This window comes from Streptomyces sp. enrichment culture (assembly GCF_964273145.1).
Taxonomy (GTDB): Bacteria; Actinomycetota; Actinomycetes; order Streptomycetales; family Streptomycetaceae; genus Streptomyces.
Window position 1 is genome coordinate 6548752 of the sequence record NZ_OZ186873.1, and the last position, 23838, is coordinate 6572589.

General features: G+C 69.1%; 22 protein-coding genes and 4 pseudogenes. 12 read left to right on the forward strand and 14 right to left on the reverse strand.

Going from position 1 to position 23838, the window contains the following annotated elements; translation table 11 throughout:
- Nucleotides 1–3: 3 nt before the first annotated feature.
- The 3 genes from ACSU6Z_RS28860 to ACSU6Z_RS28870 form a co-directional block, all read right to left on the reverse strand.
- Nucleotides 4–525: a flavin reductase family protein gene (locus tag ACSU6Z_RS28860; protein ID WP_437050084.1), complete on the reverse strand. Its 522-nt coding sequence runs from the start codon at nt 523–525 to the stop codon at nt 4–6.
- 62 nt (nt 526–587) lie between these two features.
- Entirely contained in the window at nt 588–1901 is a 1314-nt protein-coding gene (locus ACSU6Z_RS28865; RefSeq protein ID WP_437050086.1) for a flavin monoamine oxidase family protein, read from the reverse strand.
- A 35-nt stretch (nt 1902–1936) separates the two neighbouring features.
- Nucleotides 1937–3361 (reverse strand): LLM class flavin-dependent oxidoreductase, encoded by a 1425-nt coding sequence (locus ACSU6Z_RS28870; protein WP_437050088.1) that lies wholly within the window; start codon nt 3359–3361, stop codon nt 1937–1939.
- 353 nt (nt 3362–3714) lie between these two features.
- Here ACSU6Z_RS28870 and ACSU6Z_RS28875 point away from each other — a divergent pair, with 353 nt between their 5' ends.
- The 6 genes and pseudogenes from ACSU6Z_RS28875 (at nt 3715) to ACSU6Z_RS28900 (ending at nt 7754) form a co-directional block, all read left to right on the forward strand.
- Complete coding sequence (locus tag ACSU6Z_RS28875; protein ID WP_437050089.1) at nt 3715–5124, forward strand: MFS transporter; 1410 nt, start codon at nt 3715–3717, stop codon at nt 5122–5124.
- A 27-nt stretch (nt 5125–5151) separates the two neighbouring features.
- On the forward strand, nt 5152–5367 hold the full coding sequence (locus ACSU6Z_RS28880; protein ID WP_437050091.1) for a helix-turn-helix domain-containing protein: 216 nt from the start codon (nt 5152–5154) through the stop codon (nt 5365–5367).
- 153 nt (nt 5368–5520) lie between these two features.
- Nucleotides 5521–6267, forward strand: a pseudogene (locus ACSU6Z_RS28885) (alcohol dehydrogenase catalytic domain-containing protein); the annotation flags it as partial.
- On the forward strand, nt 6248–6616 hold the full coding sequence (locus tag ACSU6Z_RS28890; protein ID WP_437050093.1) for a zinc-binding dehydrogenase: 369 nt from the start codon (nt 6248–6250) through the stop codon (nt 6614–6616). The pseudogene ACSU6Z_RS28885 and the gene ACSU6Z_RS28890, both read left to right, overlap by 20 nt.
- A gap of 170 nt (nt 6617–6786) precedes the next feature.
- Nucleotides 6787–6948 (forward strand): annotated as a pseudogene (locus ACSU6Z_RS28895) (mandelate racemase/muconate lactonizing enzyme family protein); the annotation flags it as partial.
- Nucleotides 6949–6992: 44 nt separating this feature from the next.
- On the forward strand, nt 6993–7754 hold the full coding sequence (locus tag ACSU6Z_RS28900; protein ID WP_437050095.1) for an enolase C-terminal domain-like protein: 762 nt from the start codon (nt 6993–6995) through the stop codon (nt 7752–7754).
- A 90-nt stretch (nt 7755–7844) separates the two neighbouring features.
- Here ACSU6Z_RS28900 and ACSU6Z_RS28905 read toward each other — a convergent pair.
- From ACSU6Z_RS28905 to ACSU6Z_RS28920, 4 genes and pseudogenes are all read right to left on the reverse strand, one after another.
- Nucleotides 7845–8464: pseudogene (locus tag ACSU6Z_RS28905) on the reverse strand (TetR/AcrR family transcriptional regulator).
- A gap of 170 nt (nt 8465–8634) precedes the next feature.
- Entirely contained in the window at nt 8635–9492 is an 858-nt protein-coding gene (locus tag ACSU6Z_RS28910; RefSeq protein WP_437050096.1) for an MFS transporter, read from the reverse strand.
- Between the two features lie 376 nt (nt 9493–9868).
- On the reverse strand, nt 9869–10435 hold the full coding sequence (locus tag ACSU6Z_RS28915) for a TetR/AcrR family transcriptional regulator (protein ID WP_437050098.1): 567 nt from the start codon (nt 10433–10435) through the stop codon (nt 9869–9871).
- Between the two features lie 131 nt (nt 10436–10566).
- Entirely contained in the window at nt 10567–12345 is a 1779-nt protein-coding gene (locus tag ACSU6Z_RS28920) for a hypothetical protein (RefSeq protein ID WP_437050100.1), read from the reverse strand.
- Nucleotides 12346–12464: 119 nt separating this feature from the next.
- Between ACSU6Z_RS28920 and ACSU6Z_RS28925 the strand changes: the two genes are divergently transcribed.
- On the forward strand, nt 12465–13673 hold the full coding sequence (locus tag ACSU6Z_RS28925) for an MFS transporter (protein WP_437050101.1): 1209 nt from the start codon (nt 12465–12467) through the stop codon (nt 13671–13673).
- Between the two features lie 168 nt (nt 13674–13841).
- Here the strand turns inward: ACSU6Z_RS28925 and tpg are convergent, their stop codons facing one another.
- Together tpg and ACSU6Z_RS28935 are read right to left on the reverse strand one after the other, a co-directional pair.
- Nucleotides 13842–14399: a telomere-protecting terminal protein Tpg gene (gene tpg, locus ACSU6Z_RS28930; RefSeq protein ID WP_437050103.1), complete on the reverse strand. Its 558-nt coding sequence runs from the start codon at nt 14397–14399 to the stop codon at nt 13842–13844.
- A 310-nt stretch (nt 14400–14709) separates the two neighbouring features.
- Complete coding sequence (locus ACSU6Z_RS28935) at nt 14710–15663, reverse strand: IS481 family transposase (RefSeq protein WP_437050104.1); 954 nt, start codon at nt 15661–15663, stop codon at nt 14710–14712.
- Nucleotides 15664–15968: 305 nt separating this feature from the next.
- On the opposite strand from ACSU6Z_RS28935, the gene ACSU6Z_RS28940 reads away from it, so the two are divergent.
- Nucleotides 15969–16553 (forward strand): hypothetical protein, encoded by a 585-nt coding sequence (locus ACSU6Z_RS28940; RefSeq protein WP_437050106.1) that lies wholly within the window; start codon nt 15969–15971, stop codon nt 16551–16553.
- 76 nt (nt 16554–16629) lie between these two features.
- Here ACSU6Z_RS28940 and ACSU6Z_RS28945 read toward each other — a convergent pair whose 3' ends face one another.
- Complete coding sequence (locus ACSU6Z_RS28945) at nt 16630–17106, reverse strand: GNAT family N-acetyltransferase (RefSeq protein WP_388298461.1); 477 nt, start codon at nt 17104–17106, stop codon at nt 16630–16632.
- A gap of 62 nt (nt 17107–17168) precedes the next feature.
- Between ACSU6Z_RS28945 and ACSU6Z_RS28950 the strand changes: the two are divergent.
- Together ACSU6Z_RS28950 and ACSU6Z_RS28955 are read left to right on the forward strand one after the other, a co-directional pair.
- A pseudogene (locus ACSU6Z_RS28950) lies at nt 17169–17309 on the forward strand (transposase); the annotation flags it as partial.
- Between the two features lie 58 nt (nt 17310–17367).
- Nucleotides 17368–17709, forward strand: coding sequence for a hypothetical protein (locus tag ACSU6Z_RS28955; RefSeq protein WP_190195500.1), 342 nt, complete (start codon nt 17368–17370; stop codon nt 17707–17709).
- Here the strand turns inward: ACSU6Z_RS28955 and ACSU6Z_RS28960 are convergent.
- On the reverse strand, nt 17706–17942 hold the full coding sequence (locus ACSU6Z_RS28960) for a hypothetical protein (protein ID WP_437050541.1): 237 nt from the start codon (nt 17940–17942) through the stop codon (nt 17706–17708). The genes ACSU6Z_RS28955 and ACSU6Z_RS28960 overlap by 4 nt on opposite strands.
- A gap of 122 nt (nt 17943–18064) precedes the next feature.
- Here ACSU6Z_RS28960 and ACSU6Z_RS28965 point away from each other — a divergent pair, with 122 nt between their 5' ends.
- Nucleotides 18065–18349 carry a hypothetical protein gene (locus ACSU6Z_RS28965; protein ID WP_190195495.1) on the forward strand — a complete coding sequence of 95 codons (285 nt, stop codon included), beginning with the start codon at nt 18065–18067 and terminating at the stop codon, nt 18347–18349.
- A gap of 107 nt (nt 18350–18456) precedes the next feature.
- Here the strand turns inward: ACSU6Z_RS28965 and ACSU6Z_RS28970 are convergent, their stop codons facing one another.
- Complete coding sequence (locus ACSU6Z_RS28970) at nt 18457–19269, reverse strand: hypothetical protein (RefSeq protein ID WP_437050108.1); 813 nt, start codon at nt 19267–19269, stop codon at nt 18457–18459.
- 18 nt (nt 19270–19287) lie between these two features.
- Complete coding sequence (locus ACSU6Z_RS28975; RefSeq protein ID WP_437050110.1) at nt 19288–19725, reverse strand: competence protein CoiA family protein; 438 nt, start codon at nt 19723–19725, stop codon at nt 19288–19290.
- Nucleotides 19726–20028: 303 nt separating this feature from the next.
- Between ACSU6Z_RS28975 and ACSU6Z_RS28980 the strand changes: the two genes are divergently transcribed.
- Nucleotides 20029–22029 carry a hypothetical protein gene (locus ACSU6Z_RS28980; protein ID WP_437050111.1) on the forward strand — a complete coding sequence of 667 codons (2001 nt, stop codon included), beginning with the start codon at nt 20029–20031 and terminating at the stop codon, nt 22027–22029.
- A gap of 485 nt (nt 22030–22514) precedes the next feature.
- Here ACSU6Z_RS28980 and ACSU6Z_RS28985 read toward each other — a convergent pair.
- Nucleotides 22515–23838, reverse strand: a 1324-nt coding sequence (locus ACSU6Z_RS28985; RefSeq protein WP_437050112.1) for a helicase associated domain-containing protein, incomplete at its 5' end; no start/stop codon positions are given.

A 23838-nucleotide genomic window follows, 5' to 3' on the forward strand; every position in this document is an offset into this window, starting at 1 on the left:
GGTTCAGGCGGCGGAGGTCTCGCGGAAGCTGCCCAGGCGACCGCCGTGGAAGACCAGCGGATCGCCGGCCTCGGCGGCGGCCATGCCCTGGACGGTCGCAATGATCAGCGTGTGGTCGCCGCCGTCCAGCTCCTGCATGATGGAGCAGTCGATCCAGCCCAGCGCGCCACGCAGGTGGGGGGTGCCGTGAGCGGACCACTCCCAGTCCAGGTGACGGAACTTGTCCTCGTCCTTGCGAGACAGTGCCTGGCAGACGTTCTGCTGGCCGTCGGCGAGCAGGCTGACGCTGAAGCGGCCGTTGCGGGCCACCTTCGGCCAGCTGCTCGAGGTGCGGGCGACGCTGAACGTGACCAGGGCGGGTTCCAGGGACAGCGAGGCGAAGGTACCGACGATCAGGCCGCACGGCTTGTCCGTCGCCGGGTCGGTGGAGCAGATCGCGGCCACGCCGGTGGGCAGGTGGCGCATCACGGTACGGAAGTGGGAGGGGTCGATGGTGCCGAGGGCGGACATGGCGGCGCTGCTCATGGTGACTCCCGGTGCGTGAAAGAGGACTGTGGGTTTGTGAGGGTTCTGCGGGCGGGGCCTGGTCAGGTGAGACTCTCGCGGACCTGGCGGGCGACGCGGGTGGCGCTTTCGACGGCGCCGTCGATGAATCCGGCCCAGATGTTGGCGTAGTCGCCGCTGGCGAAGTGCAGCACGCCGGCGGGGGCCTGCAGGGCCCGGTGGTGTCCGGTGAACTGGCCGGGGCGTTGGATGAGCCATGTCTCGCGGGCATGCGGGTCTGTCATCCAGTCGTGGCCGCCGACCTCGAGTACTTCCAGGTCGTCACGCCAGACCTTGAGCGCTGACGCGACGGCTTCGCGGTCGTTGACGTCGATGCGGGTGGCATCGGCGCCGAATGCCACCAGCAGGGCATCGTCCTCGCCGAGGAACTCCGTGCGGACCACCGAGAGCGGGTGGTGCTGGGAGGAGTAGGCGAAGAACGGCTTGATCGGGCCGCGTACCCGGATCCACGCCTTGGCGCCTTGCGATGCTGTCTTCTGCTGTGCCGGGACGAGCTTGTCCTCCGGCAGGTTCGGAGTGACGTCGAGGCTGTCGAGGAGGTTCTGTCCGAGGGTGACGACCACGCGGCGGGCACGGACCGTCTGCCCGTCCCCGTAGGCCACGCTCGCACCGTCGGCGTCATGGCTGATGTGGTGTACGGGGGAGTTGAGACGGATGGTGGCGCGACCGGTCTCCTGGGCGTCCGTGGCAATGGCGTTCACCAGGGAGCGGGTCCCGCCGGCCAGACGGAAGATCGCTGAGGACTCGTGCATGAGGTGCCAGGAGCCGGCCGTCGCAGCGGTCCAGCGCAGCGCGGAGACGTAGGAACACTGGGTCAGCGGCGCGTTGAAGTGGCCCACCCATGCGGCCTCGTTGGCGTTCTTCTCGTCCTCGGTCAGCTGGAGCTCATCCAGTTTCTGCTGAACGGTCCAGGCGTCCGCCCGAGGAAGGTCGGGGTTGCGCAGCGGGTCGTCGGGGCGGGGTATCCACTGCATGGTGTCGGCCAGCAACCGGGTCATGCCCGGGTCGATGAGGTTCATGAAGTCGTCGAGGGTGCCGCGCCGTACTTCCTCGCCGGCCAGCCAGAAGGTCTCCTCGGAGCGTGGCCCGCGGGTGACCTCCAGGCCGTACCGGTTGACCTCGGCCCAGACGTGCGGCTGGGTCCAGTGCAGCCAGGTGCCGCCGATCTCCAGGTCCCTGCCGAGGCGGTGGTCGGTCCACGTGCGGCCGCCGAGCCGGTCACGTGCCTCCAGAACGAGGGTTTTGAGCCCGGCGCGAGCGAGTTCACGCGCCGTGATCAGCCCGGCGACGCCGGCTCCGACGACGACGACGTCGGCCTGCTGGCGATCGTTGTGCATGGATGCCCTCCAGGGGTGCACTGAGAGGTTGTGGGTCACTGGGCCGCGGAACCGGAGGGGGCCGTGGGGGTGCCGGCGCGCTGTCGGCGCAGCGCGGTGGCCGGGTGCCGGTCACCAGTGTGGGCGTGGCCGGGGCCGTAGAGCCTTTCCCGCAGGGTGAGGGGCTCCTGGCCCTCCTCGCGGGGTGCGGCGACCAGGCCCCGGGAGCGCAGCTCGGGAAGGGCGAGCTCGATGAACTGCTGCCAGCCGCCGGGCTTGGAAGCGTAGGACAGGTTGATGCCGTCGATGCCGGCCTCGTCCCGCCAGCGCTGGATCTCTGCCGCCACCGTCTGGGGGGAACCGACGATGGTTGAGCCGGTGCCGCCGATACCGAGGAACATCGCGACCTCGCGGGCCGTCCACTTCCGGTCCGGATCGGCCTTGGAAAACATGTCGATGAGCGACTGGACGCCCTTGGTCTCCACGCTCTCCAGCGGCATGTCCAGGTCCCAGCCGGACATGTCCAGCCCGGTCCAGCCCCCGAACCGGGCCAGCGCACCCTCGATGGAAACACTGCGCAGATAGGCCCGATGCGCCGCCTGGGCTGCTTCGTCGCTGTCCGCGACCACCACGGTGAGCAGAGCAAGGATTTTGATGTCCTGCGGGTCACGGCCCTCGGCCTCGGCGGCCGCGCGGATCTTGTCGACGCTGCGGCGTGCCTGTTCGACGGAGACGGCGTTGATGAAGACCGCCTCGGCGTGACGGCCGGCGAACGCCATGCCCCGCGAGGACGCTCCTGCCTGGAACAGCACGGGGGTGCGCTGAGGCGACGGCTCGGTCAGCGGGATCCCGGGGACGGTGAAGAACTTTCCGGAGTGTCCGATCGGATGGACGCGGGAAGGGTCCACGTAGGTGCCGCGCTCGGCGTCGCGCACCACGGCCCCGTCCTCCCAGGAGCCCTCCCACAGCTTGTAGAGGACCTCCATGTACTCCTCGGCGAGCTCGTAGCGCTCGTCGTGGCCGAGCTGCTGCCCGAGCCCCAGGTTGCGGGCGGCGGACTCGGAGTAGGACGTGACGATGTTCCAGCCGACCCGCCCGCCGGTGAGGTGGTCGAGGGTGGCGTAGCGGCGGGCAAGCAGATAGGGCTGCTCGTAGGTGAGCGAACAGGTCACGCCGAAGGTCAGGTGCTCGGTGACCGCCGCCATGCCGCTGACGAGCAGCAGCGGGTCGTTGATCGGGAACTGGGCGGCGTCGCGTATCGCCGCGGCGGGGCTGCCGCCGTAGACGTCGTGGTAGCCGACGGTGTCGGCGAAGAAGATGCCGTCGAAGCTGGCGTCCTCGAGCATCCGGGCGATGCTCTTCCAGTACGCCAGATCCGTGTACCGGTGTCCTTCGTCCCCGTCGTTGCGCCAAGAGCCGGCCGTCAGGTGGGCCGGGGCGGCGACGTCGAAGGCGAAGAGGTGCAGGGGCTGGTTCTTCATGTCGGTGCTGCTCCCTCGTGAGCGGGATGGGCGCGGCATCCAGCGGCCGACGTTCGATTGATGAACGTAACGTTCAAAGTAAGAACGCCTTTGAGGGGCGTCAAGAGGGCCGGGCGACCTGAATCACGCAACCGGCGGTAACTTGGTAGGTGACTTCTGGGAAAACTTTTGAGGGTGCACGGGTCTTGACCCTCGCCTTGCCGCACTGCCAGATTCATGAACGCGCCGTTCAAATGTTGACCGTGGCTTTCAAGCGTGTCGGCACGGCTGGGAACCCGGCATCGCGGCACCGTCAATGTCGCGCCGCAGGTTCCCGGCCAGGCGTCTCCTGCCCCCGGACGAGGGAATCCCCAGTGACTCAGTCCACCGCGCGTTCAGCCCTGCCCGCCCACCGTCCCCCGGTGCCTTTGCCGCCTGCCAAACGCCGCTTCCTGGTCAAGCTGAGCACCGTGATCGCCGGCGGGATGTTCATCGACGGCTTCATCCTCGGCGGCATCGGCATCGTCATGCCCGCCATCTCCAAGGACTTGAACCTCAGCGCCACCTGGGAGGGCTTGATCGGGGCCTCCGCACTGATCGGCATCTTCCTCGGCGGTCCGCTGGGTGGGTATCTCGCCGACAGGGTCGGACGGCGCCCGATGTTCACGGCCACCCTGATCATGTTCCTAGTCGGGTCGGCTGCTCAGTTCTTCGTCACCGACGCGCTCCAACTCTTCCTCGTCCGCACGGTGATGGGCCTGGCGATCGGCGCGGACTATGCCATCGGCTGGCCGCTGCTCGCCGAGTTCTCACCCGCCCGCCTCCGCGGCAAACTCCTCGCCTTCCAGGAAGTGGCCTGGTACGTCGGCTACCTGCTCGCCTACGCCGTCGGCTACGCACTCGCCGTTTCCACCACGGTGAACTGGAACATCGTCCTGGGCCTGTCCACCGTCCCCACGCTCATCGTTCTGCTGCTGCGTCTGGGCACCCCCGAATCCCCGCGTTGGCTGATGAGCAAGGGCCGCACGGAAGAAGCCACCCGGCTGGCAGCCGAGTTCATGGACGAGGACGACCAGCGCGACCTGGCCGGCCAGAGCCCGGACGGCGCCGACGGCAAGGGATTCCGTGCGCTCTTCTCCCGCGACTACCGCAAGGCAACGATCTTCTGCAGCATCTTCTGGATCTGCAACGTCACGCCGTACTTCGCGATCGGAGCCTTCGCACCGATTGTCCTGGAGGAGTTCGGCATGAAAGACGGGCTGTCCGGGGCGTTCCTCCTGAACGGAGTCGTCGTCGCAGGCGCCATCATCTCGGTCCTGCTGATCGAACGGGTGGGGCGGCGCAAACTGGCCGTGCCACCGTTCTGGGTCTCCGCGGCAGCATTGATCGTCGTCGGCGTCTGGGCGGACCTCTCGCCCTTGCTCGTCGTCGCTTGTTTCTTGGTGTTCTCCCTGGCCAACGCAATCTCCACCGCTCTGACCGGCGTGTACCCAGGCGAAGTGTTCCCCACCGAGATCCGCGGGGCAGGTGTCGGCTTTGCCACCGCCGCCTCCCGGGTCGGCGCCGCGGCAGGAACCTTCCTGCTCCCGGTCGTGATGAGCGACTTCGGCGTGGCGGTCACCATGCTGTGCGCCGCCGCCATCAGCCTCATCGGTGGCGTGGTATCCCACTTCCTCGCGCCGGAGACCAAAGGACTGCAGCTCAGCGAGGCCTCGGCACCCGATGGGGGAGGAGCCGCTCCTGCCACCGGCACCGCACCGAATCCGGTCTCGCTACGCGGCTGACAAGACCACCACCCAAAGGACTCAACCGTGCGCAGCCAGGACCAACGACACCTGCCCGCATGGGCCGTCCATCGAGTCGTCTCGGCGCTGGGAACGACTCAGGACGCCCATGTCACACGCACCCACCCGACAGAGCTGGCCCGACGCACCGGCTTGAGCAAGAGCCTGGCTCGTCGGTGCCTGCACTTCCTCCAGAGACAGGACTGTGCACGGCAACCGGCCGATCAGGCGGCCCACCGCTGACGCCGCCCGGGGCTCCTGCTGGCCACCTGCGGCGATGCACCGGCACAACCGCCCGCCGCTCTGATACCTGTCGTCCCTGACCCAACTGCCGCCCGACCACCGAACCCTGCATCTGCATCACATAGACAAGGAGGCCACGTGCTGCCCGACGCCATGTCCGCCGTACTCCTCACCGGCCACGGAGGGCTCGACAAACTGGTCTACCGCACCGACGTACCCGTGCCCGTCCCGAAGCCGGGAGAGGTACTGATCCAGGTGGGCGCGGCCGGGATCAACAACACGGACATCAACACCCGCATCGGCTGGTACTCCAAGAAGGTCACCGCGCAGACCGAATCCGGGGGGACAAAGGGCTTTGCCGCGGTCGACGACGGTGAGGCCGATGCGACCTGGTCCGGCGCCACGCTGGAGTTCCCTCGTATCCAGGGAGCCGACGCATGCGGGCGGATCGTCGCCGTCGGCGACGGCGTCCCTGCCGAGCGTGTCGGCCAGCGCGTCCTCGTCCGCACCATGCTCCGCGTCCCAGCAGACTTCCGACCCTTCGCCTGCTGGACCTTCGGCAGCGAGTGCGACGGTGGATTCGCCCAGTTCACCACCGCCCCCTCCCGCGACACCTACGCAGTGAACTGCGACTGGAGCGACGCGGAACTGGCAGCCGTCCCGTGCGCCTACTCCACCGCCGAGAACATGCTGCACCGTGCGTCCGTGGGTGCCGAACGCGTCGTGGTGAACGGCGCCTCGGGCGGAGTGGGGCTCGCAGCGGTGCAACTCGCCAAAAGGCGCGGCGCCACCGTCATCGCAGTCTGCTCGAGGGACAAGGCGGATGCAGTGACCGCCCAGGGCGCGGACCTCACCGTCGACCGCGGCGCGGACTTCACCGATGTACTGGGCCCAGGCACGGTCGACGTCGTCCTCGACCTCGTCGGCGGCCCCCAGTGGCCCGCTCTCCTCGACATCCTTCCTCCGTGCCGGCGGCCAGTACGCCATCGCGGGAGCCATCGGAGGCCCGGTCAGCGAGATCGACCTGCGCACGGTCTACCTCAAGGACCTGACCTTGTACGGCTGCACGTTCCAGCCCGATGCGGTCTTCGAGAACCTCATCTCCTACATCCAGCGCAACGAGATCCGGCCCGTCGTCGCCGCTACCTACCCCCTGGCCGAGATCGCCGCCGCCCAGGAGGAGTTCCTCACCAAGAAGCACACCGGCAAGCTCGTCCTCATCCCGCCCCCCGCCACGCAGACCAACTGAAGGAGCAAGCGAAGGTGAAGATCACCCGCATAGACCTCTTCCAGGCCAACCTGCCTTACTCCGGTGGTGTCTACCAGCTGTCCAAAGGCCGGACCTATACCTCCTTCGACGCCACCTTCGTCCGCATCACCTGCGACGACGGAACCCAGGGCTGGGGCGAGAGCACCCCCTTCAGCACCACCTACGTCGCTGCCCACGCCCGCGGCGTCAGGGCCGGCGTGGAGGAGATCGCACCCCAGCTCCTGGGCCGCGACCCGCGCCAGACGAACCGCATCAACGACGTCATGGACGAGGCACTGCTCGGGCACCCCCACACCAAGACAGCTCTCGACATCGCCTGCTGGGACGCATTCGGCAAGTCCGTCGGGCTCCCCGTGTGCGAGCTCCTGGGCGGATCGACGAACACCGGCATGCCGATGATGTCCTCGATCCACGCAGGCGACCTCGAGGACATGCGACAGCGCGTGGCCGAATACCGCGCACGAGGCTACCGCTCCCACTCCATCAAGATCGGCGCGTCCGAGAGGAGGGCGGACCGACACTCGACGCCGAGCGGATCACCGCCTGCCTCGCCGACCGCCGCAGCGGCGAGTTCTTCCTCGTCGACACCAACGGCGGGCTGCTGGCGGAGTCCGCGCTGCGCATGCTCCGGCTCCTCCCGCACGGCCTCGACTTCACTCTGGAAGCACCGTGCGCGACTTGGCGGGAGACCATGTCGCTGCGGCACCACTGCCCGTACCCGATAATTGTCGACGAGCTCGCCGAGACGGACGCAGACATTGCCTTCGCCCTCGCCCACGACGCGGCGGACGGCATCGGACTGAAGATATCCAAGGCCGGCGGCCTCACTCACGCCCGCCGCCACCGCGACCTCGCACGCGCCGCGGGGATGACCACAACCGTGCAGAACACCGTGGGGTCCGCTATCGCATTCGCCGGTATCGTCCACCTCGGCGCGACCGTCCCACCGCAGATGCTCCGCTCGGTGCTGAACTGCGCCGACATGGTGACCCTCCAGACCGCACGGTTCGAAGCAGTCGGTGATGACGGTTTCGTCCGCCCGTCCGACGCAGCCGGCCTCGGCCTGGAAGTCGACGAAGACGTCCTCGGCCCCCCAGTCTCCTCCTGGAGCATCTGACCCCCACCGCAGAGCGGTGGACGACGAGACACCGAGAATGGTGCACCTGGTAGCACTGTGGCTAGGAGCTCGTCTTCGAGCGCATCCGCCTTACTCCTGGGCGGGCGGCGGGCCTTCCAGCAGCATCAGGAAGTCTCTGAAGGCGCGAGGCATGTCGACATCCTGCGGGTCGTGTAGCCACTGCAGCTGGATCCCGTCCATGACGGCGAGTAGCAGCGGTCCGGCGTGCTGGGGGTGAGCCCGCTGGGCAGCGTGTCCCCGCAGGCGGCGCGCAGCATTGCGGTGGCCCGCTCGCGCATACCGCGGTAGCGGTCTTTGAAGTACTGGCGTGCTGGATGGTCCTCGGTGAGGCTCTCGGCGGCCAGGATGGTGAAGACCTGGATCAGCCGAGGACGCGTGGCGTTGTACTCGACGAGCTGGGCGTACATCTCAAGCGGTCACAGGTGGCTGCTGGTCAGCGCGGTGGCAGCGTTGTCCCACTGGTCGCGGGCTTCGAGCACCGCGACGAACAGGTCCTCTTTGGAGGGGAAGTGGTGCTGCAGCCCTTGCTGGGTCAGCCCCACCCGTTCTGCCACCGCCGCTTGGGTGGTGCGCTCGTAGCCGTATTCGGCGATCACGTCGAGAGCGGCCGTGACGATCTGGGCCCGGCGGTCCTCGCTGCGGGGTGCGCGCCCGCCCGTACTACGGCGACCGGGGTCGGTGCTGGTCATCAGAGGAGCCTAACCGGTGCCGGGTGCCGGGTGTCGGGGGTGCGGTTCCTGCGGCGTCTGCGCTCAGGCGTGGCGCTGTCGGCCTGATCTGCCTGGACGCGGTAGACCGCGGCCTGGGTGAGTGCGATCACGCCGAGTCCGAAGCCCAGGCCCAGGGCACATCGCCGGGGCTAGGAGCAGCCACAGTGCGTCTCGACGCGCAGTGCGGACAACCATAGTGCGGCCAGCGTGCTGAGCAGGGCACCGGGCGCGGCGAGGAGACGCGGAGCCTGACGCATCAGGAGCTTGGGCGCGGTGCCGGCGCCCAGGATGAGACCGGCCGCGAACGGCAGCCACGCCACGCCGGTGAGCAGCGGGCTGAAGTGCTGCACCCGCTGGAAGTACAGGGTAATGATGTACGGGGAGCCCATCGGGCCGATGGCCAGCAGCAGCACCGTCAGATAGGCGCCCGAGCGGTTGCGGACGCGCAGCAGGCCCCGCAGCACGAGCGGGGCCGTGCTGCGGGCCTGGGTGCGCACGAACATGACGAGTAGCACGGTCCCCGCTGCGAGCAGGGCCAGGGCCGCAGGGTCGGTGAAACCGTCCTCGCCGAATCGGGTGATGGCATACACGAGCGCGACCATGGCGCCGATGCCGAGCACCGCGTCCGTCGCGCCGTCACGGCCGTGGTGGCGGCCGGCGGTGACGAGATTGCGGCTGGCGAGGAGGAAGAGCAGCCCGATGAGGTTGTTGATGAAGAACACCCAGCGCCAGCCGAGGGTGTCGGCGAGCACACCACCGAGCAGGAGGCCCAGGACGACGCCGAGGCCGGACATCGCGCCGTTGAGCGACAGCGTCGTGTCCCGCATCTCGCGGTCGGAGAACGTCGTCGTGATCAGTGCCAGTGCGTTCGGTGCCGTCAGTGCCGCTCCGATTCCCTGCGCCGCCCGGGCAACGATCAGTATCGTCGCGTTCTGTCCGAGACCGCCGGGAGCGAGGCGGCGACAAAGAGTGCAACTCCTGCCTGCGGGGTGCGGCGGCGTCCCCATACATCGCCGTGCGTCCGCCGAGCAGGAGCAGGGACCCGAATGCCAGGAGGTAGGCGTTGACCACCCAGGGCAGCTGTGCGGCGGAGATGCCGAACTGGTGTTGGATGCTAGGCAGGGCGATGTTCACGATCGAGTCGTCGAGAACCAGCATCACCTGCGCCGTCGTGATGGCCGAAAGCGGCACCGCCGCTGCGGCCGCTCGCGTCGCTGTTGCCACGTCTGTCCCTTCGCGCGTGTGTGTCGCCGCCGCGTCGGCCGCCCCGGTCCTGGGCGGTCGGCGCAGCGGTCAGCACATGTCTCCCGTCGGCGGGCGCAACCGGGGTGCGCGGTGCGGCGGGTGTGGAACTGGCCGCAGGTGGGCGGACGGGGCGGGGTGTCAGGCCTGGCGGGCGGCCGCGAGTACGGCGTCGGTGAGGGACTCGGCGTAGGCGTCGGTGAGCCGGTCGAAGTTGAACAGCAGCGCGTACCACAGCGGGCCGTAGACGAGATCGATCAGCAGGTCGTCGTCGCTGCACAGGAGCTCGCCGCGCTCGCGGGCGCGGGCGAAGACGGCGCGGAAAATGTCGCGGCGCGGGTTGATGACCTTCTCGAGGGCCTGGCGGGCGAAGGCGGGACCCTGGGCCGCTTCCGCGGCGACGGCCTGGCTGAAGGCGCTGTTGCTGGAGCGGTGGAAAGCGAAAGCTGCCCGCACCAGGAACAGCAGGTCCTCGCGCAGGCTTCCGGTGTCAGGGGCGGGCAGGACCTCCTCGGCGAAGGCGTCCAGCGCGGCGAGCAGCAGTTCGCCCTTGGAGGCGTAGCGGCGGTACAGGGCCTGTTTGGAGACGCGGCTGCGGGCGGCGACGCCCTCCATCGTCAGCCGTTTGTAGCCCTGCTCGGTGACGATGTCGAGGGCGGCCTTGCGGATCGCTGCGTCGAGGGCGGGGTCGCGTGGTCGTCCGTGCACGCGGCCAGCCTACTTTAATTCCGTACCGTTGCGTATTGATAGTGTGGCGGGACCCGCAACACGGGGGATAGTTGCGAGGGCCGTGGCATCTGACCCCACGGCCCTCGCCGTCCGCAACCGGTGCTGTCAGCTCACTGCGGCCGGCAGCAGGCGCACTCCGGCTCGTCCGTCGCGGCGGAGTCCGGGGTCGGTGCGGGGTGGGGGAGCGCGGCTGCCGTCTCGGGCGCGGTGCAGCATCCGTCGGTGTCGCCGAAGGCACTCAGGCGGCAGAAGCAGGAGGCCGCGACGGGGATGTCGGCACCGGCGACGGCGATGTCGCGGGCGAGCGCGATCTGGTCGGCCTCTTCGACGCGGCCCAGTCGGGTCAGGCATTCGTGCAGGCCGTGCAGGCTCCACACGTTGTTGGGGCGGGTACGTCGGCGTGCCAGGGTGCGGTCCAGATAGAGGTCGGCGCGGTAGACGGCGGCGGCCTCTGCGGTGCGGCCCTGTTCCATCAGCAGGGCTCCGTAAGCGTGGCGCACCGGCTGGAGCCAGGCGGGCGGGTCGGTGTAGGGCAGCGCGTCCTCGAGATCGATGGCGCGGCGCAGGGAGGCGAAGGCCTGCTCGAAGTTGCCCTTACGGTACTCCAACTCGCCGTCCAGCATCGCGGCGGCCACCGCGAGCACCTCGACCTCTCGGGCCGGCAGGGCGTTGAGCCGGGTGTCGGGAACGGTGGCGCGGGCCGCGGCGAAGGCCTCGCGGGCGGCCTCGGCCTCGGTGATGCGCCCGAGCGCGGAGTAGGCGATGCCCTGCGCGTAGTGGATCATCGCGGTGGTCGAGCAGTACAGCTCCTGGTCCACTGGCAGTTCGAGGTCGAGGATTTCCTCCCAGCGGCCGAAGCGGATCAGCACGTGTGGCAGGGTGGTGCGGTAGCTCTCGACCAAGTCGGCCATCGGCGGGCTGGTGACCTCCAGCACGTCGGGGGTCAGAATCTCGTCCAGGCGCCGGGCGGCCTGCAGTGCATCGGCTGAGCGTCCCGACATCATCGCGCCGTAGGCAAGAACGCACAGGTTGTGTGCCCTGTAGAGCCAGATCCAGCCGGTCGGCCTTTCGCGGGCGAAGTACTTCTCGTCCGCCGCGACCGCGACCGCGTTGGAGTCCACCACGCGGCGCCAGTCCCCGCAGGCGGCGTCGATGTGCGTGGCCATGTGTGCCATGTGCGAGCCGTCGGGAGCTAGCCCGCGCAGCCGGTCGGCTGCCGGCAGCGCCAGTTCGGGGTGCGGGGACATCTCCATCAGGTGGATGTAGAGGTGGTTGAGAACCGGGTGGCGCTCGCCGCCCGGCAGGGTGAATGCGTGCTCGATCACCTCGCGGGCTTCGGTCGTGCCGTAGCCGGCCGGCTCGCCGCTGTCCAGGTGCCACAGTGCGCGCGGGCTCACGCACATCAACGCGTCGGCGAAGAGCGCTGCCGCGTCCAGGTCCAAGGCGTGCGCCCGGTAAATTTCGCGCATTGCCTCGGCGTAGGCCACATCCAGCGCGGCGAACTCCTCCGGGCCCTCCGGTACGCCCCGGACCGGGAAGCGGGCAGCCATCGCCTGGATGAGGGCCTGCTCAAAGGGGGTGCAGGCGTCGCTGCAGGCGCGGGCCCGCTCCAGTGCGGCGCGTGCCTCGGTGACAGAGGCCTGCAGGTCGACGGCGTCGAACAGGCGCCATGCCTTGTTGTAGTTCGGGCCCTTGGCGAAGGCGGTCCCCCAGTGCGCCATCGCGCAGTGCGGGTCGTACCCGGCGGCACGCTCGAAACAGCGCGCCGCCTCCTCGAAGTTGAAGCAGTACGCCCACAGCAGGCCGCGGTCGAACCACAGCTGGGCCTGCGGCGAGGAGGTGGTCACCGGGCGGTGGTAGACCCCGAGGTCGTAGTAGGTGTCCGGCACGGAAGCTGACTCCGATCGCTTGTCTGGGCAGGGGTGGTCGGCAGACCCGTCGCTTTCAATACGGGCCGGTGCGTATCGTATAACCAATACGAACCGCACCGTATTGAAAGGTGGACTGCATGACGTCCCGCTCCCGCACCCCGGCCCTGCTGGCCCTGTCCGTCGCCTACTTTGCGCTGGTGGCTGCCGCCCTCGCGGTCGTCGGACTCGGTACCTCCATCACCGGTGACCTGGGCCTGGCCCCCTCCGCCACCGGCACGCTGGTCACCGTCTACACCCTGGTCTTCGCCCTTGGCTCCCCGCTCGCCGCCATTGCCCTGGGCAGGCTGGGCAAGAAGCCCGTCCTGCTCATCGGCCTGGTCCTGATGCTGCTGGGCGGACTGGTCAGCGCCGTCGCACCGGGACCGGTCCTCCTGGTCGCCGCCCGCCTCATCCAGGGAGTGGGCGCGGCTGTCTTCGCACCGACCGCCTCCATCGTCGCCGCGGCGATCGTCCCGCCCGAGCGCCGCGCCTGGGGTCTGTCGTTCATCGGAGTGGGCGCCACCGCCGCTATGGTCCTCGGCGCGCCGCTGGCCTCCACAACCGGCGCGATGGTCGGCTGGCGCTGGACCCTGGCCGCCCTCGCCGGCCTGCTGCTCGCCGGCCTCATCGGCCTCATCGTGTTCCTGCCGCCGCTGCCCGCCGGGGCTGCGCTGCAGTTCCGCGCCTTCGCTCCGGCCGTGCGCACCTCGGGCGCCCAGTCCATCCTGTGGACCACCCTCCTCGTCTTCACCGCCCAGTACGTCGTCTACGGAGCAGTCGGCGGCTACCTCGCCCAGCGTTTCGACACGACGGCCACCACCGCATCGGCCGTCCTGCTCGTCTTCGGTGTGACGGCCCTGTGCGGCAACACTCTGGGCGCTCGCCTGTACACCCGGCTCGGCGGAGACCGGGTGCTCGCGGCCGGGATCACCGGCATCGCGCTGGCTTTCGCCGCCGCGGCCCTGCTGCCCGGCCGCGCTTGGGCCGCCTTCGCGGTGTTCGGCCTGTGGGGGCTGTTCAACCCGCTCTTCCTCGCGCCGCAGCAAGCCCGTCTGGTCGACCTGGATCCGACGGCCAGCGGCGTGCTGCTGCCGCTCAACACCACCTCCGTCTATCTGGGCATGAGCCTGGGCAGCATGTTGGGCAGCACGTTCCTGGCTGCCGCCGGGGCCCCCGCACTGTCCGCGCTCGCCCTCGTACCGCTCGCCCTGGCGGCCCTGACGCACCGTGCCTCCTTCGCCCCCCGCCTCAACGCCCGCGTCGGCAAGAGTGCCGATCCGGCGCAGGAGTCGATCGGGGCCGCCTGAGAAACATCCGCCGCAGCCTTTCAAGGCCCCCGCTCGGTGTGGCCGCGGCACCTCAGACCTCCCCGTGAGGGGCCGTCCGCGATGGACAAGGCCCTCCAGCGCCGACCAGTCGCGTCAGGCCCTCACGACGCTGAACACCCTGACGTGGTTACGCGCGACGGACCAGGCTCAGCCGATCGAGAAGCCGGCGAACTCGATGTCGCTGAACGCGATGTGCAGACCGTGGGCCCGGCGGCCCCATTCGCGAAAGTAGGCGTGCCCCAGCGCGCGGGCGAGGATCACCGTCTGCTGCTGCTCGCCCGCGCCGGCATCCCGGGCGGCGAACAGCTCCCGAGCCACCTTTCCCGGCAGATCCTGGGTGATCCACCGCACCCGCGGGTCGTCCGAGGAACCTGCCGCAGCAGCAAATCCGAACCGCGCCCTGGTATGGAAGACGAACCCTTCCGCCTCTGCCTGGGCACGCCGACGGGCCCGTACTCGCGGCTGCCACCGAGCCAGGACCGCTTCCTCGATCGCCCGGACCTGCGTCGGACCCGGGGGACGACGCGCTCCTGGCTTCTTGGTCACCCACCGCTGCACGGTGCGCTGCGAGACCTCCAGCACGGCGGACACCTGCCGAGTGGAACCCCGATGCGCTGCCAGCAGAAAACGCAGGCGGGCCTCGGTACTTGAGGGAACGGACCGGGTGCGCAACGCGCGCTCCAAACCCTGCTCGATCTGTCCCATGTCCGCCTCTCGAAGCGGCCAGCCGGCGGGGCCGACACATCCAGTCCGTTGCGTCAGTTCTTCCACGTCGTCTGCCCCTGCCTGCCAGTTTCTGCATTCTCCAGACAGCGCTGGCTGACGCAGGCTACGAGCCCCTGGGTGAGCGTCAGCGATAAGCCGAAGGAGCGGGTCACGACAGACGCCACCGGCATCCCAGTGCTGTCCTTCTGGTACGGAGCCCAGGGCGAGGCGGGAGAGCTCCGCCGGGAGGAGATCTGGCGTGCCCCTTCGACTGCGCCTCGTCCACGACGCCGTCCAGCATCCACATGCCCTAGCTGTGCTGTCCCGGCAGGTTGGTGACGCGGCTGGCGGGTGTGTGGCCGTCGATGCCGGTGTGGGGTCGGTGGTAGTTGTACCAGTCCAGCCAGTCGGGAAATGCGGCCTGTCGTTCGCGGTCTGAGGTGTAGGGCCGTATGTAGGCCCACTCTTCGAGCAGGGTGCGGTGGAAGCGCTCGACCTTGCCGTTGGTCTGCGGTCGCCACGGTCGGGTCCAGCGCGGTTGGATCCCCGGGTTCCGGCAGGTGTCGCGCCAGGTGTTCTTCGTGTAGGCCCAGGCGTTGTCGGTCAGGACCCGCTCGACGGTGATGCCGTGGGCGGCGAACCAGGCGGTGGCCCGGGTGAGGAAGGCGGCGCAGGTGGCCGCCTTCTCGTCGGGCAGGTCTTCGGTGTAGGCAAGCCGGGAGTGATCGTCCAGGGCGGTGTGGAGGTAGGCGAGACCGGTGCCGGTGCGGTTCTTGCGGCCGGCTGCGCGGCCGAGGACCTTGTGGCCGCCGCCATCGGGGATGCGGCCGAGTTTCTTGACGTCGATGTGGACGAGTTCGCCCGGGCGGGCGCGTTCGTAGCGGCGGACGGGCTCGCCGGTGGCCCGGTCCAGCGTGGCCAGGGCGGGCAGGTTGTGGCGGACGAGGATGCGGTGGGCCGTCGACGGCGCGATGCCGCACCGGGCGGCCAGCCGGACGGGGCCGACGCGGTGCTCGTGCCGCAGGCGTACGACGTGTTCCTCGACCATGGCAGGAGACCGGCGGGGCTGGTGGTGCGGGCGGCTGGAACGGTCGTGCATCCCTTCGGGGCCCGCCTGCCGGTAGCGCCCGGCCCAGCGGGCTGCGGTGGTGTGGCTGTCCTGGAAACGTTCCGCGGCCCGGCGCACCGGCCAGCCGTCGTCGACGACGCACCGGGCCAGGCGAAGCCGCCCGGTCGGGGTCAGCGGGGCATTACGGTGGGACACGAGGGCCTCCTGCGGTCGGGTGCAGATGTCGCAATCCACACCGAACCCAGAAGGCCCTCACCCGTTCAAGCACCCAGCACGCGTGTCACCAACGTCCCGGGACAACACACCTAGCCAGTATCCTGCTCGCAGGGCTGACGCCTCGGGCTTCGCCGATGCCCACACCGCACTCGGACACCCACACTGCCCGGAACACTGGTGGAAGGTCTTCCGGGATCAACGGACCGCTTGACGAGCACCTTGACGATCCATCGAGCCGGGGTTGCCGTGTGGGGGCGAGGACCCGGTGCCGAGAGGACCCGTCCATGACCAAACGCACCACCGAGCAGCAGCGCGCCCGCGAACTCCAGCGCACCGCACGCGCGCAGGGAACAGACCTCAGCTACCACGAAGCCCTCAACTGGGTACGTGAAACCGCCCGAGTCCAGGCCAAGCATCCGGACAAAATCGCCGTCTGCGTACCGCACGACCACTGCGTCATGGTCTTCCCCGCGAACACGGACCCCGAGTACATCCGCAACGCGGTCACGCCGATCTCCGAAGCCGAACGCGCGCTCGCCAACGAGCTGCTCCAGCGGAGGAACGCTCTGATGGACAATCACTCCAAAGCGGAAATCATCGCCATGATCCTCAGGAGGTGGCGCTACGAGCCGGGCGAGGATCTCGCACGCTGGACCAAGCAGGAGCTCGCCAACGAGCTGGTGGACGCTGAGGACGGCCGTGAGCGCTACGAGGTGTACGGGCGGATGGCGCTGCTCAACGGAAAACCGGCGCCCGACTCACGACCTCTTTGCGGGGGTGCCGGCTGCCCCGGACACGACAGCGTGACACCCTGGCCGGAAACCCGCGCGCGCTTCCGCGCCCAAGGGCCCTGCATCGACGCACAGTAGCCCGAATGGCTTTACGCCCTCGCCTACTCCAGTCCGAGGTCGGCGAGCGCGGCGAGCTGTTTACTCACCTGCGGCGTTAGCCGTTCGCCTTTACGGCGAGAATCTCCGAGACCGGGCAGCCCCAGGCCGCGCCCGGTCCGGCGGGGCCGTAGAGCGTGAACCCGCACGCCTGGAAGAACGCCTGTCGTCCAGCCGCGTCGGCGCCGTCCTGCGGAACCAGGGCCAGGAACGTGTGACCGGCTTCCTGGGACCGGTGGGCGATCTCGGTGAGAAGCGCCCGGCCGACCCCGCCGCGACGATGGGTATGAGCGACGGCCATCGTCGAAATGAACGTCTGCACGCCGGGATGCGCCTCCCGGCCTTCGTCGTGCCCGAAGTCGCAGTGGAGCTGGAACTCGGCGACCCCGACGACACACCCGTGGAGCTCGGCCACGACCACGTCCAGACCCTCGAGCTCGGGGTCGTAGAACCCGCCGTCTCCCAGATGGTTCGAGTACAGCAGCTCCTCCACCACCGAGTAGTCGGCTTGGACGATGTCACGGATGAGCGGCATAACCCGAGTGTTCCAGGACCGCCGCGCAGAGGCACCAGTGAGCGGGAGTTGATCGAGCGTTTCTGCCGGTCGGACAATACGGCCCGTACCCGCAGCGGCTGCGTGAGCAGTTCGAGGGCTTGGTGTGGCGGTTCCGGACCGGCAGCCAGTGGCGGGAGATGCCACGGGAGGAGTTCCGGGACTGGCAGACGGTCTACGAGCGCTTGCCTACCGGCCCATAGTGTCGACTCTGGCAGAGCTGCAGAGCATTACGCTCCTTCCATGTGGAGTGAGTCGAACAACTATGGCTTCGAGAACGAGCAGGACTACCTGCGGTCGATCAAGAAGGACGACAGCTATACGTTCACGTACCCGTTCGAGTACATCGCTAAGAACCACGGGAACGACGATTACGACATCGGCACAGCGGACATGGTGGTCCGGGTCCAGTGGACCGACACGGAGGCCGGGTACACGGTGACCTACGACGTCCCAGAGATGGACAAGATCGACCCCGCTGAGGGGAACGGCGATGCAGCGAGCTTCTACGAGAGCGACGTTTACTGGAGGCTCGTGAGCGACCTCGACGGCATGGGGATCGGCGTCGAGCTTCGTGCCTTCTAGTCACGCTCGGCTTGCCGCCGCAGACGCCAGGCTGTGAACGAGACGACATCGGCTCCGCGGCGGTCCCGCCCCCCCCTTGTGAAGCCGGGTACCGCCACGGGCCGGCAGCCAGAGTCGACGGAGGCGGTGGTGTAGAGCGGGACGTCGACGGCCCCGGCCCGGCTGGTGCCGAAGCGGACCTCGATCGACTGCGGGGAGCGGACCCAGCCGAGCCGGACCACCGTGCCGTACACGTGCTACGCCTTGCAGGCTCCTGTACCCCCATCGGGGAGCGGGCAGCTGGGGGGTAACGGAGCCACCGACACCTGAGCCCGGATTCGTCAATCCTTCCCAGCCGGCCCTCTAGGCTGCCGTCATGACGCTGAACGCTGATGAGTATGAGCTCCTTCGCCTGATCGCCCAGTCACCAGAGCCCGTGGCCGTCTCCGACTTCTTTCACACCATCCACCCGGCGGACTTCGAGCGAAGCGCCGCCGAGGAAGACCCCCGGCGCGTGGCATGGCAGGAGAAGCAGTTCGGGCTCTACAAGGCGACGATCGACCTGCACGACGGCGGTCTCATCCGGATCGTCCACCCGGCGAACGGAGAGCGGCCCGACCTGATGGAGGCCACCGAGGCCGGCCACGCTGCCCTGACCTGAGGGCCTTGCCCGGTGGGCCCGGTCGGGCCCACCCAGCGCCAAGGGAAAAGAGGCAGCACCACGTGGTTGCGATCCTGCTGCCGTTGAAGCGCTGCCAGACGGCCGCTTCAGCACACGGTGAGCTGCTCGTGTTCGGGCAGGTCGAGGTGGACGATCCGGCCCTGGGGCAGGACGGCGGCGAGTTCGCGCGCCTCGTGAGCGTTACGGGCCAAGACCAGCTCCTCCGCGAGCGTGGGGCAGGCGGCTACCAGGTCGGGGCAGGGCCGCACGATCCCGTACAGCGTCCGCCGCTTGTCGGCCACCTGAACCGGAACGCCGCGGGCGTACTGCGGCCACATCATCGGCTTCTCCGGGACCTCCACCCGAACACTCGACTCGCGCCAGGCGTACTCAGCGACGGCAGTAAACAGCTCGGTCTGCTGCTGCGGCGACAGCCGACCCCACCACGCCCGCGCCGTCTCCAGGTCCTGGCGCTCCTGCTCCTCACGCTTGGCCTGTTCCCGGGCCAGACGCGCCTCGCGCTCCGCCCTCTCCCGTTCCCGGCGCTCAGCTTCCTCCGCCCACCGCCGCCGCGCCTCCTCAAGGCGCAGACGCGCCCCCTCTTCTCGCTCCAGCCGTCGACGCTCAGCCTCCTCGGCCTTCCGCACCCGCTCCTGCTCCTCCACCTCCCGGCGGCGCCGCTCCGCAGCCTCCTCCTGCTCCTTCTGCCGCGCCTCCCGCTCCGCCCGCGCGGCATCCTGCCGCTGCCGCATCACCTCGTGCCTGCCCTGGTCAGCGATCGACTTCTGCGACGTCCACCACCGATCCCGGCGGAACCGCCGCTGCTCACCGTCGACCACCAGATACACCCGCCGGTACCGGGGCAGCACCTCAGCGGAAACGAGCTGTTCCTCCAGCGCCCACCGCACGAACCGCTCCAAGGGCTCTTCCTGGAACTTCTATCGCCCGCTTCGGTACACGAACCCGGCGAGGCCGTCGTCCACCACCCACGGCTCATTCCGCTCCTGCGGAGCCCTGACCCGGACGGCCGGCACCGCGGTGATCCACTGCGGCGGCCGCGCGCCCGGGTGCACCCAGCACACTCGGATACCTTCCTTGGCGTACCGGTCAGTGCGGGCGGCGATGTCGTCCACAGTGATCGGCGACAACTGCGCCTCCCAGGCCATGCGCCGGCTCTCGTCCGTGGACGAGGCCATGACGTCCGCCCGCCACGACCCGTCCTCCGCCGGCACTTCTAACGTCGCGAACCACCCGGCCGTCCGGATCGCACCCGCCATCTCCAGCTTGAGCATGTGGTGCTCCCACGACTCGTTCAGCAGCTCACACGACTCCGGCCGGTCAAGGTCCTGCGGGGCCGCCCCTCCCTGTTCTCGCATTCCGGTACCGCGTGACAAGCGCCAGTACTATCCTGGTTAGTTGACGCCGTTGATGCAGCGGCCGGACGCCTGCGCATAGGACTGCGGTCCGCGTGCGCACGACCCGCGTCTCCTCACCCGCCATCCCTGGGGTGGGCAACCGGATTGCCGACGGCTTACACACTGACGCCGAGTACGCCCCGTGGGACTGCGGTCCTCCGATGGCGACGAGGGTGCGTAGCTCCTCCGAATGGTGCTGCCTCGCGTACTTCCGCAGGCCGCGCCATCTTTTTTGTGTGCGGCCGTACCCAGAAGGGCGGTCGCGTGAGCGACACCTCCATGCCGGAGTTCGAGTCGGCTGACAACGAGATCCAGGTTATCCCCGTTACCGACTTCCGCAACGTCGACGGCGACTTCGAACATCGGCTTCCTCCGCCGAGCGCGACGACGAACGCGGAGGAGTACCTGCAGAACCACCCCGACGTCCACCTCTCCGATGAGGCAATCCGCCGCCTCGTCCAGGGTGCCGTCGAGCCCCAGGACCTCGAGGGCATTCGCGTCGAGCGGCACCGGGTGGAGACCGGCTGGCTGATGGTCATCTCCTACCGGGCCTACTCTCCCATGGTCTCGCTCGCGATCGAGAACGACCGTCTGCTGGCCGAAGTCTCCTACGCGGCCGATCCGCACGCCGCCGACGTACGCAAGGCCCTGGCCATGCCCGGGCCCCACACCGAGCATGCTGTCCTGATCCACCCCGACGCCTACAAGGACATCGAGGAGTCCGTCGATCGGTCCGCGAAGCGCGTACTGACCGACAACCCTCAGGAAGTGGGGGAGCGGCTCGTTGAGCGCCCGCTGATGCTGGTGCCGGTGACCTTTAAGTCCGAGACCGGCGAGCCCGCTGACGACCTCACCGCCGTCGACGGTAACTGCCGCCTCGCCTTCTGCTACCACCGCATCCCGCCCGTGCCGCGCGGATGGGTGGACGACTCCCTGATCGGGGACGCGAGCAAGAAGCGTGTGGTGCTGCGGCCCTCGCACCTGATGCGGATGTCTCTCGAGCGCCGTCGCGAGCTAGTCCGCAAGGTGATCAAGGCCGCGTACAGCCGTCTCAAGGAGCCGCGCACCGGCTCCTCGGCCGACATCAGGGACCGCAACAAGTGGGCCATGGCCCTCAACGCCCTGACCATTCCCGTCACGGTCATCGTGGGTTACCGCGACGACAACGCTCAGCGTGGAATGCAGCGCTTCCCCGCCGGCGTCCGCTCCCTGCTGCTGCGCATGAACACCGGCGGCAAGGTGTTTGCCGACGGCGCGAAGAACGCCGTGAAGGCGGAGGAGATCATCAACGGGCTGTACGACGAGGGGCTCCTGGGCCCCGAAGCGCAGGCCCGGCCCACCCGTGACGCCCTGATCGGCCGTGGGGACGTCGCCGCCTCGATGGAGGGACTCGGCTTTAACCCCGAGCTTCCCGACCTGCGGTTTGCCCTCGTTATGCAGCATCTGACCTACAAGAGCCCGAGGTTCAACGCGCTGGTGCGCAGCAAGCTGCAAACCGAGGGCAACCTCGTGCTCAGCCGCCGTAACGGGCCGATCGTCGAGCTGGGGCTGCGCTCCTACTCCGCGAGCATGCCCACGAACTCGCCGCGGACTGCCCTGGAGACGATCTGCCTGTGGCAGGACCTCGTCGACAACTCCTGGGTCGTCGAGAACATCGACACAGACACGAAGGTCGACGAACTCCTCGGCCGCGCGGACACGGGAGAAACCCAGGCCACGCTGCTGCTCGGCGCACTCGGCATGATTTCCCTGGTGATGAGCGGCCACCTCCTCGCGGCCGCCGGCTCGGCCGAGGCGGACGCCGGGACCACCATCGCCCGCACGAGCGTCGGTCTGATCACCAAGGGATTGCTCGCCCAGAGGGAAGGACGCCTGATTCTCGCGGACGCGATCAAACGCGTACGCGCGGGCCTGCCCCTGCGCTGGTGGGACACGGAGAAGCAGGAACTCGTCGAGCAGAAGACCGACTGGCGGGGCTCCACCTACAACGCGATGCTCCGCAGCGCCGTCCGGCACGGCTGGAACGCCAAGGCCCCAGGCAAGGAGAAGAAGACCCCGGCGGAGCAGGAGGCCGACAAGCTGACGGTGTTCCAGGAGCAGCTCAGCACCGCCGTCGACCGCCTGCGTGACCTGTTCGAGCTGCGCGAGAAGAACGGCACCACGGACAAGCTCGCGTGGGTCGAGGTCGAGGCGTCGTTCAACCAGATCGACGACATCGCCGACGATCTGCGCCTCATCTCCGAGCGCAAGCCGCGCAACCGGTGACGGCTCCCGTGTGGTCCGGCGTCGTCACCATGACGCCGGACCGGTACGCGGCGCTCGCACACCTGGCTCGGCCCTGGCTCGAGGAGTTCAGGTGTTGTCCCCTCGGCATCGATGAGGACAGCGGCCGGGAGGAGCGGGCCGTGTACATCGTCGTCAACGCCGACGGCATGGCCTGCTACGCCGGCCGGACCCGACCGACCCGACTTCCGCGTCGGGGGGCAGCTGTCTCTCGGCTGCGGCAGCACACGGCCAGCGCCCGTTCGAAGTATGAGGAGTGGGCGAGGTACTGGGTGTTGCCCCTCCAGCCGGACACGCCTGACGAGTTTGTCGACTGGCTCGAGCGCACCGTCCAGGCCCGGCTTGGCCTGCCCCGGCAAAACCGCCGTTGGCGCAGGTCGTAGCGCGGCCTTATCGACGTTGGCACGGGCGGCACAGAGTTGCCGCCCGTGGTCCGGTGGACGCGGATTAGCCGGTAGCCGCGGCCCTCACGCCCACTTCATGCCGAGTTCCCGGAGGGCGGCGAGCTGGTCGGCGTCCAGCCGGTCCCTCCTGGATTTCGTGTTCGAGATCCATACGCCCAGTTTGACGGTCACCGGCTCGTCTTCGCCGTCGAGGGTGATCTCCTCGGTGTGGCCGCGCGGCACCGGCCGGTCGGCGCCCTCCCGCTCCACCCACTGCGCGAGGGCCGCAAGGCCCCGCTGGAACGCTTCTTGCGTCTTGCTCGGCCCCTTCCTCGCGCGCCTGGCCGCCGGGGCGGCAGACGGCTCCTCAAGCGGCTTGATGCCCAACACGGACAGTCGCTCCTGCTGCTCGGGCAGGAGCCGGGCCCACGTGGCTGGCTGCTTCTGCTGCTGGAGCCACTTGCCGAGGTCGTCGCCGTCCATCAGCACGCCGGGCTGGATCTCGGGCAGGCTGCCGTCGGCCTCGACCAGATCCGCGAGCACGCGGTAGTGCCGCTGCCAGTCCAGCGGCCACTCGCAGTCCCAGTCCGGGTCGATCGCGGTGAGCTGCGCTCTTCGTACGGCGGCCCGCTCCGGGTCCTTGCCCAGGCCGTTCTTCGCGCCCTTCCGCCGGAGGTTGGCCATGTGCTGCCCGATCGGCACCTGCGTCCCATCGGCAGGGTCGGTCCACCTCGCGTCCTGGCGGGGCGCGAGGTGCCCGGTTGCCCGCCGGTACGACCGCAGCGCGGCGAGCTTGGCCTCCCATGCTTCCTCGCCCGGCTCCCAGACCATCCCGGCCTCCGGGGCGTCGAGCAGCTCCTTCCGGTGCGGATCGAGTTCGCCGGCGCGCAGCGTCTTGCGCTGCTGGTGCACCCACCGCCCAAGCGGAAAGTCCTTGGTGACGCCGACCTCGACCTCGGTGTCGTACGGGACGGCGTACAGGCCGGTGATCTGGTTCTCCCTGCGCCAGCGCAGCAGGGCCTGGTAGCCCTCCAGCCACGCCAGGGACTCCGGCCGGTAGACCCGCGTGCGGAGGAAGGCCGCGATGGTCGCGGCGTCGCGCGGGCTGGAAAAGTGGAGCAGGGCGGACTCGGCAGCAGCGTCGGTGCCGTCCTGGTCCTCACCGTCACCCTCGCCGCCGCCGGCCCCGACGATCCGCCCTTCTTCGTCACGCCGGACGTGGACCTTGCGCTTGCCGCTGGTGAGCGCGCGGGAGGCGAGCTGCTCGACCAGACGTTCATCGTGGCTGCGCAGGCCCTGGAGCACGGCCACGAGCGGCTTGAAGCTCGCGGAGGCGACCATGTCGGCGGGGTCCTCGCCGGGCTCCAGGAACACCGGCACGATGATCCTGGCCACTTTGGTGGAGCCG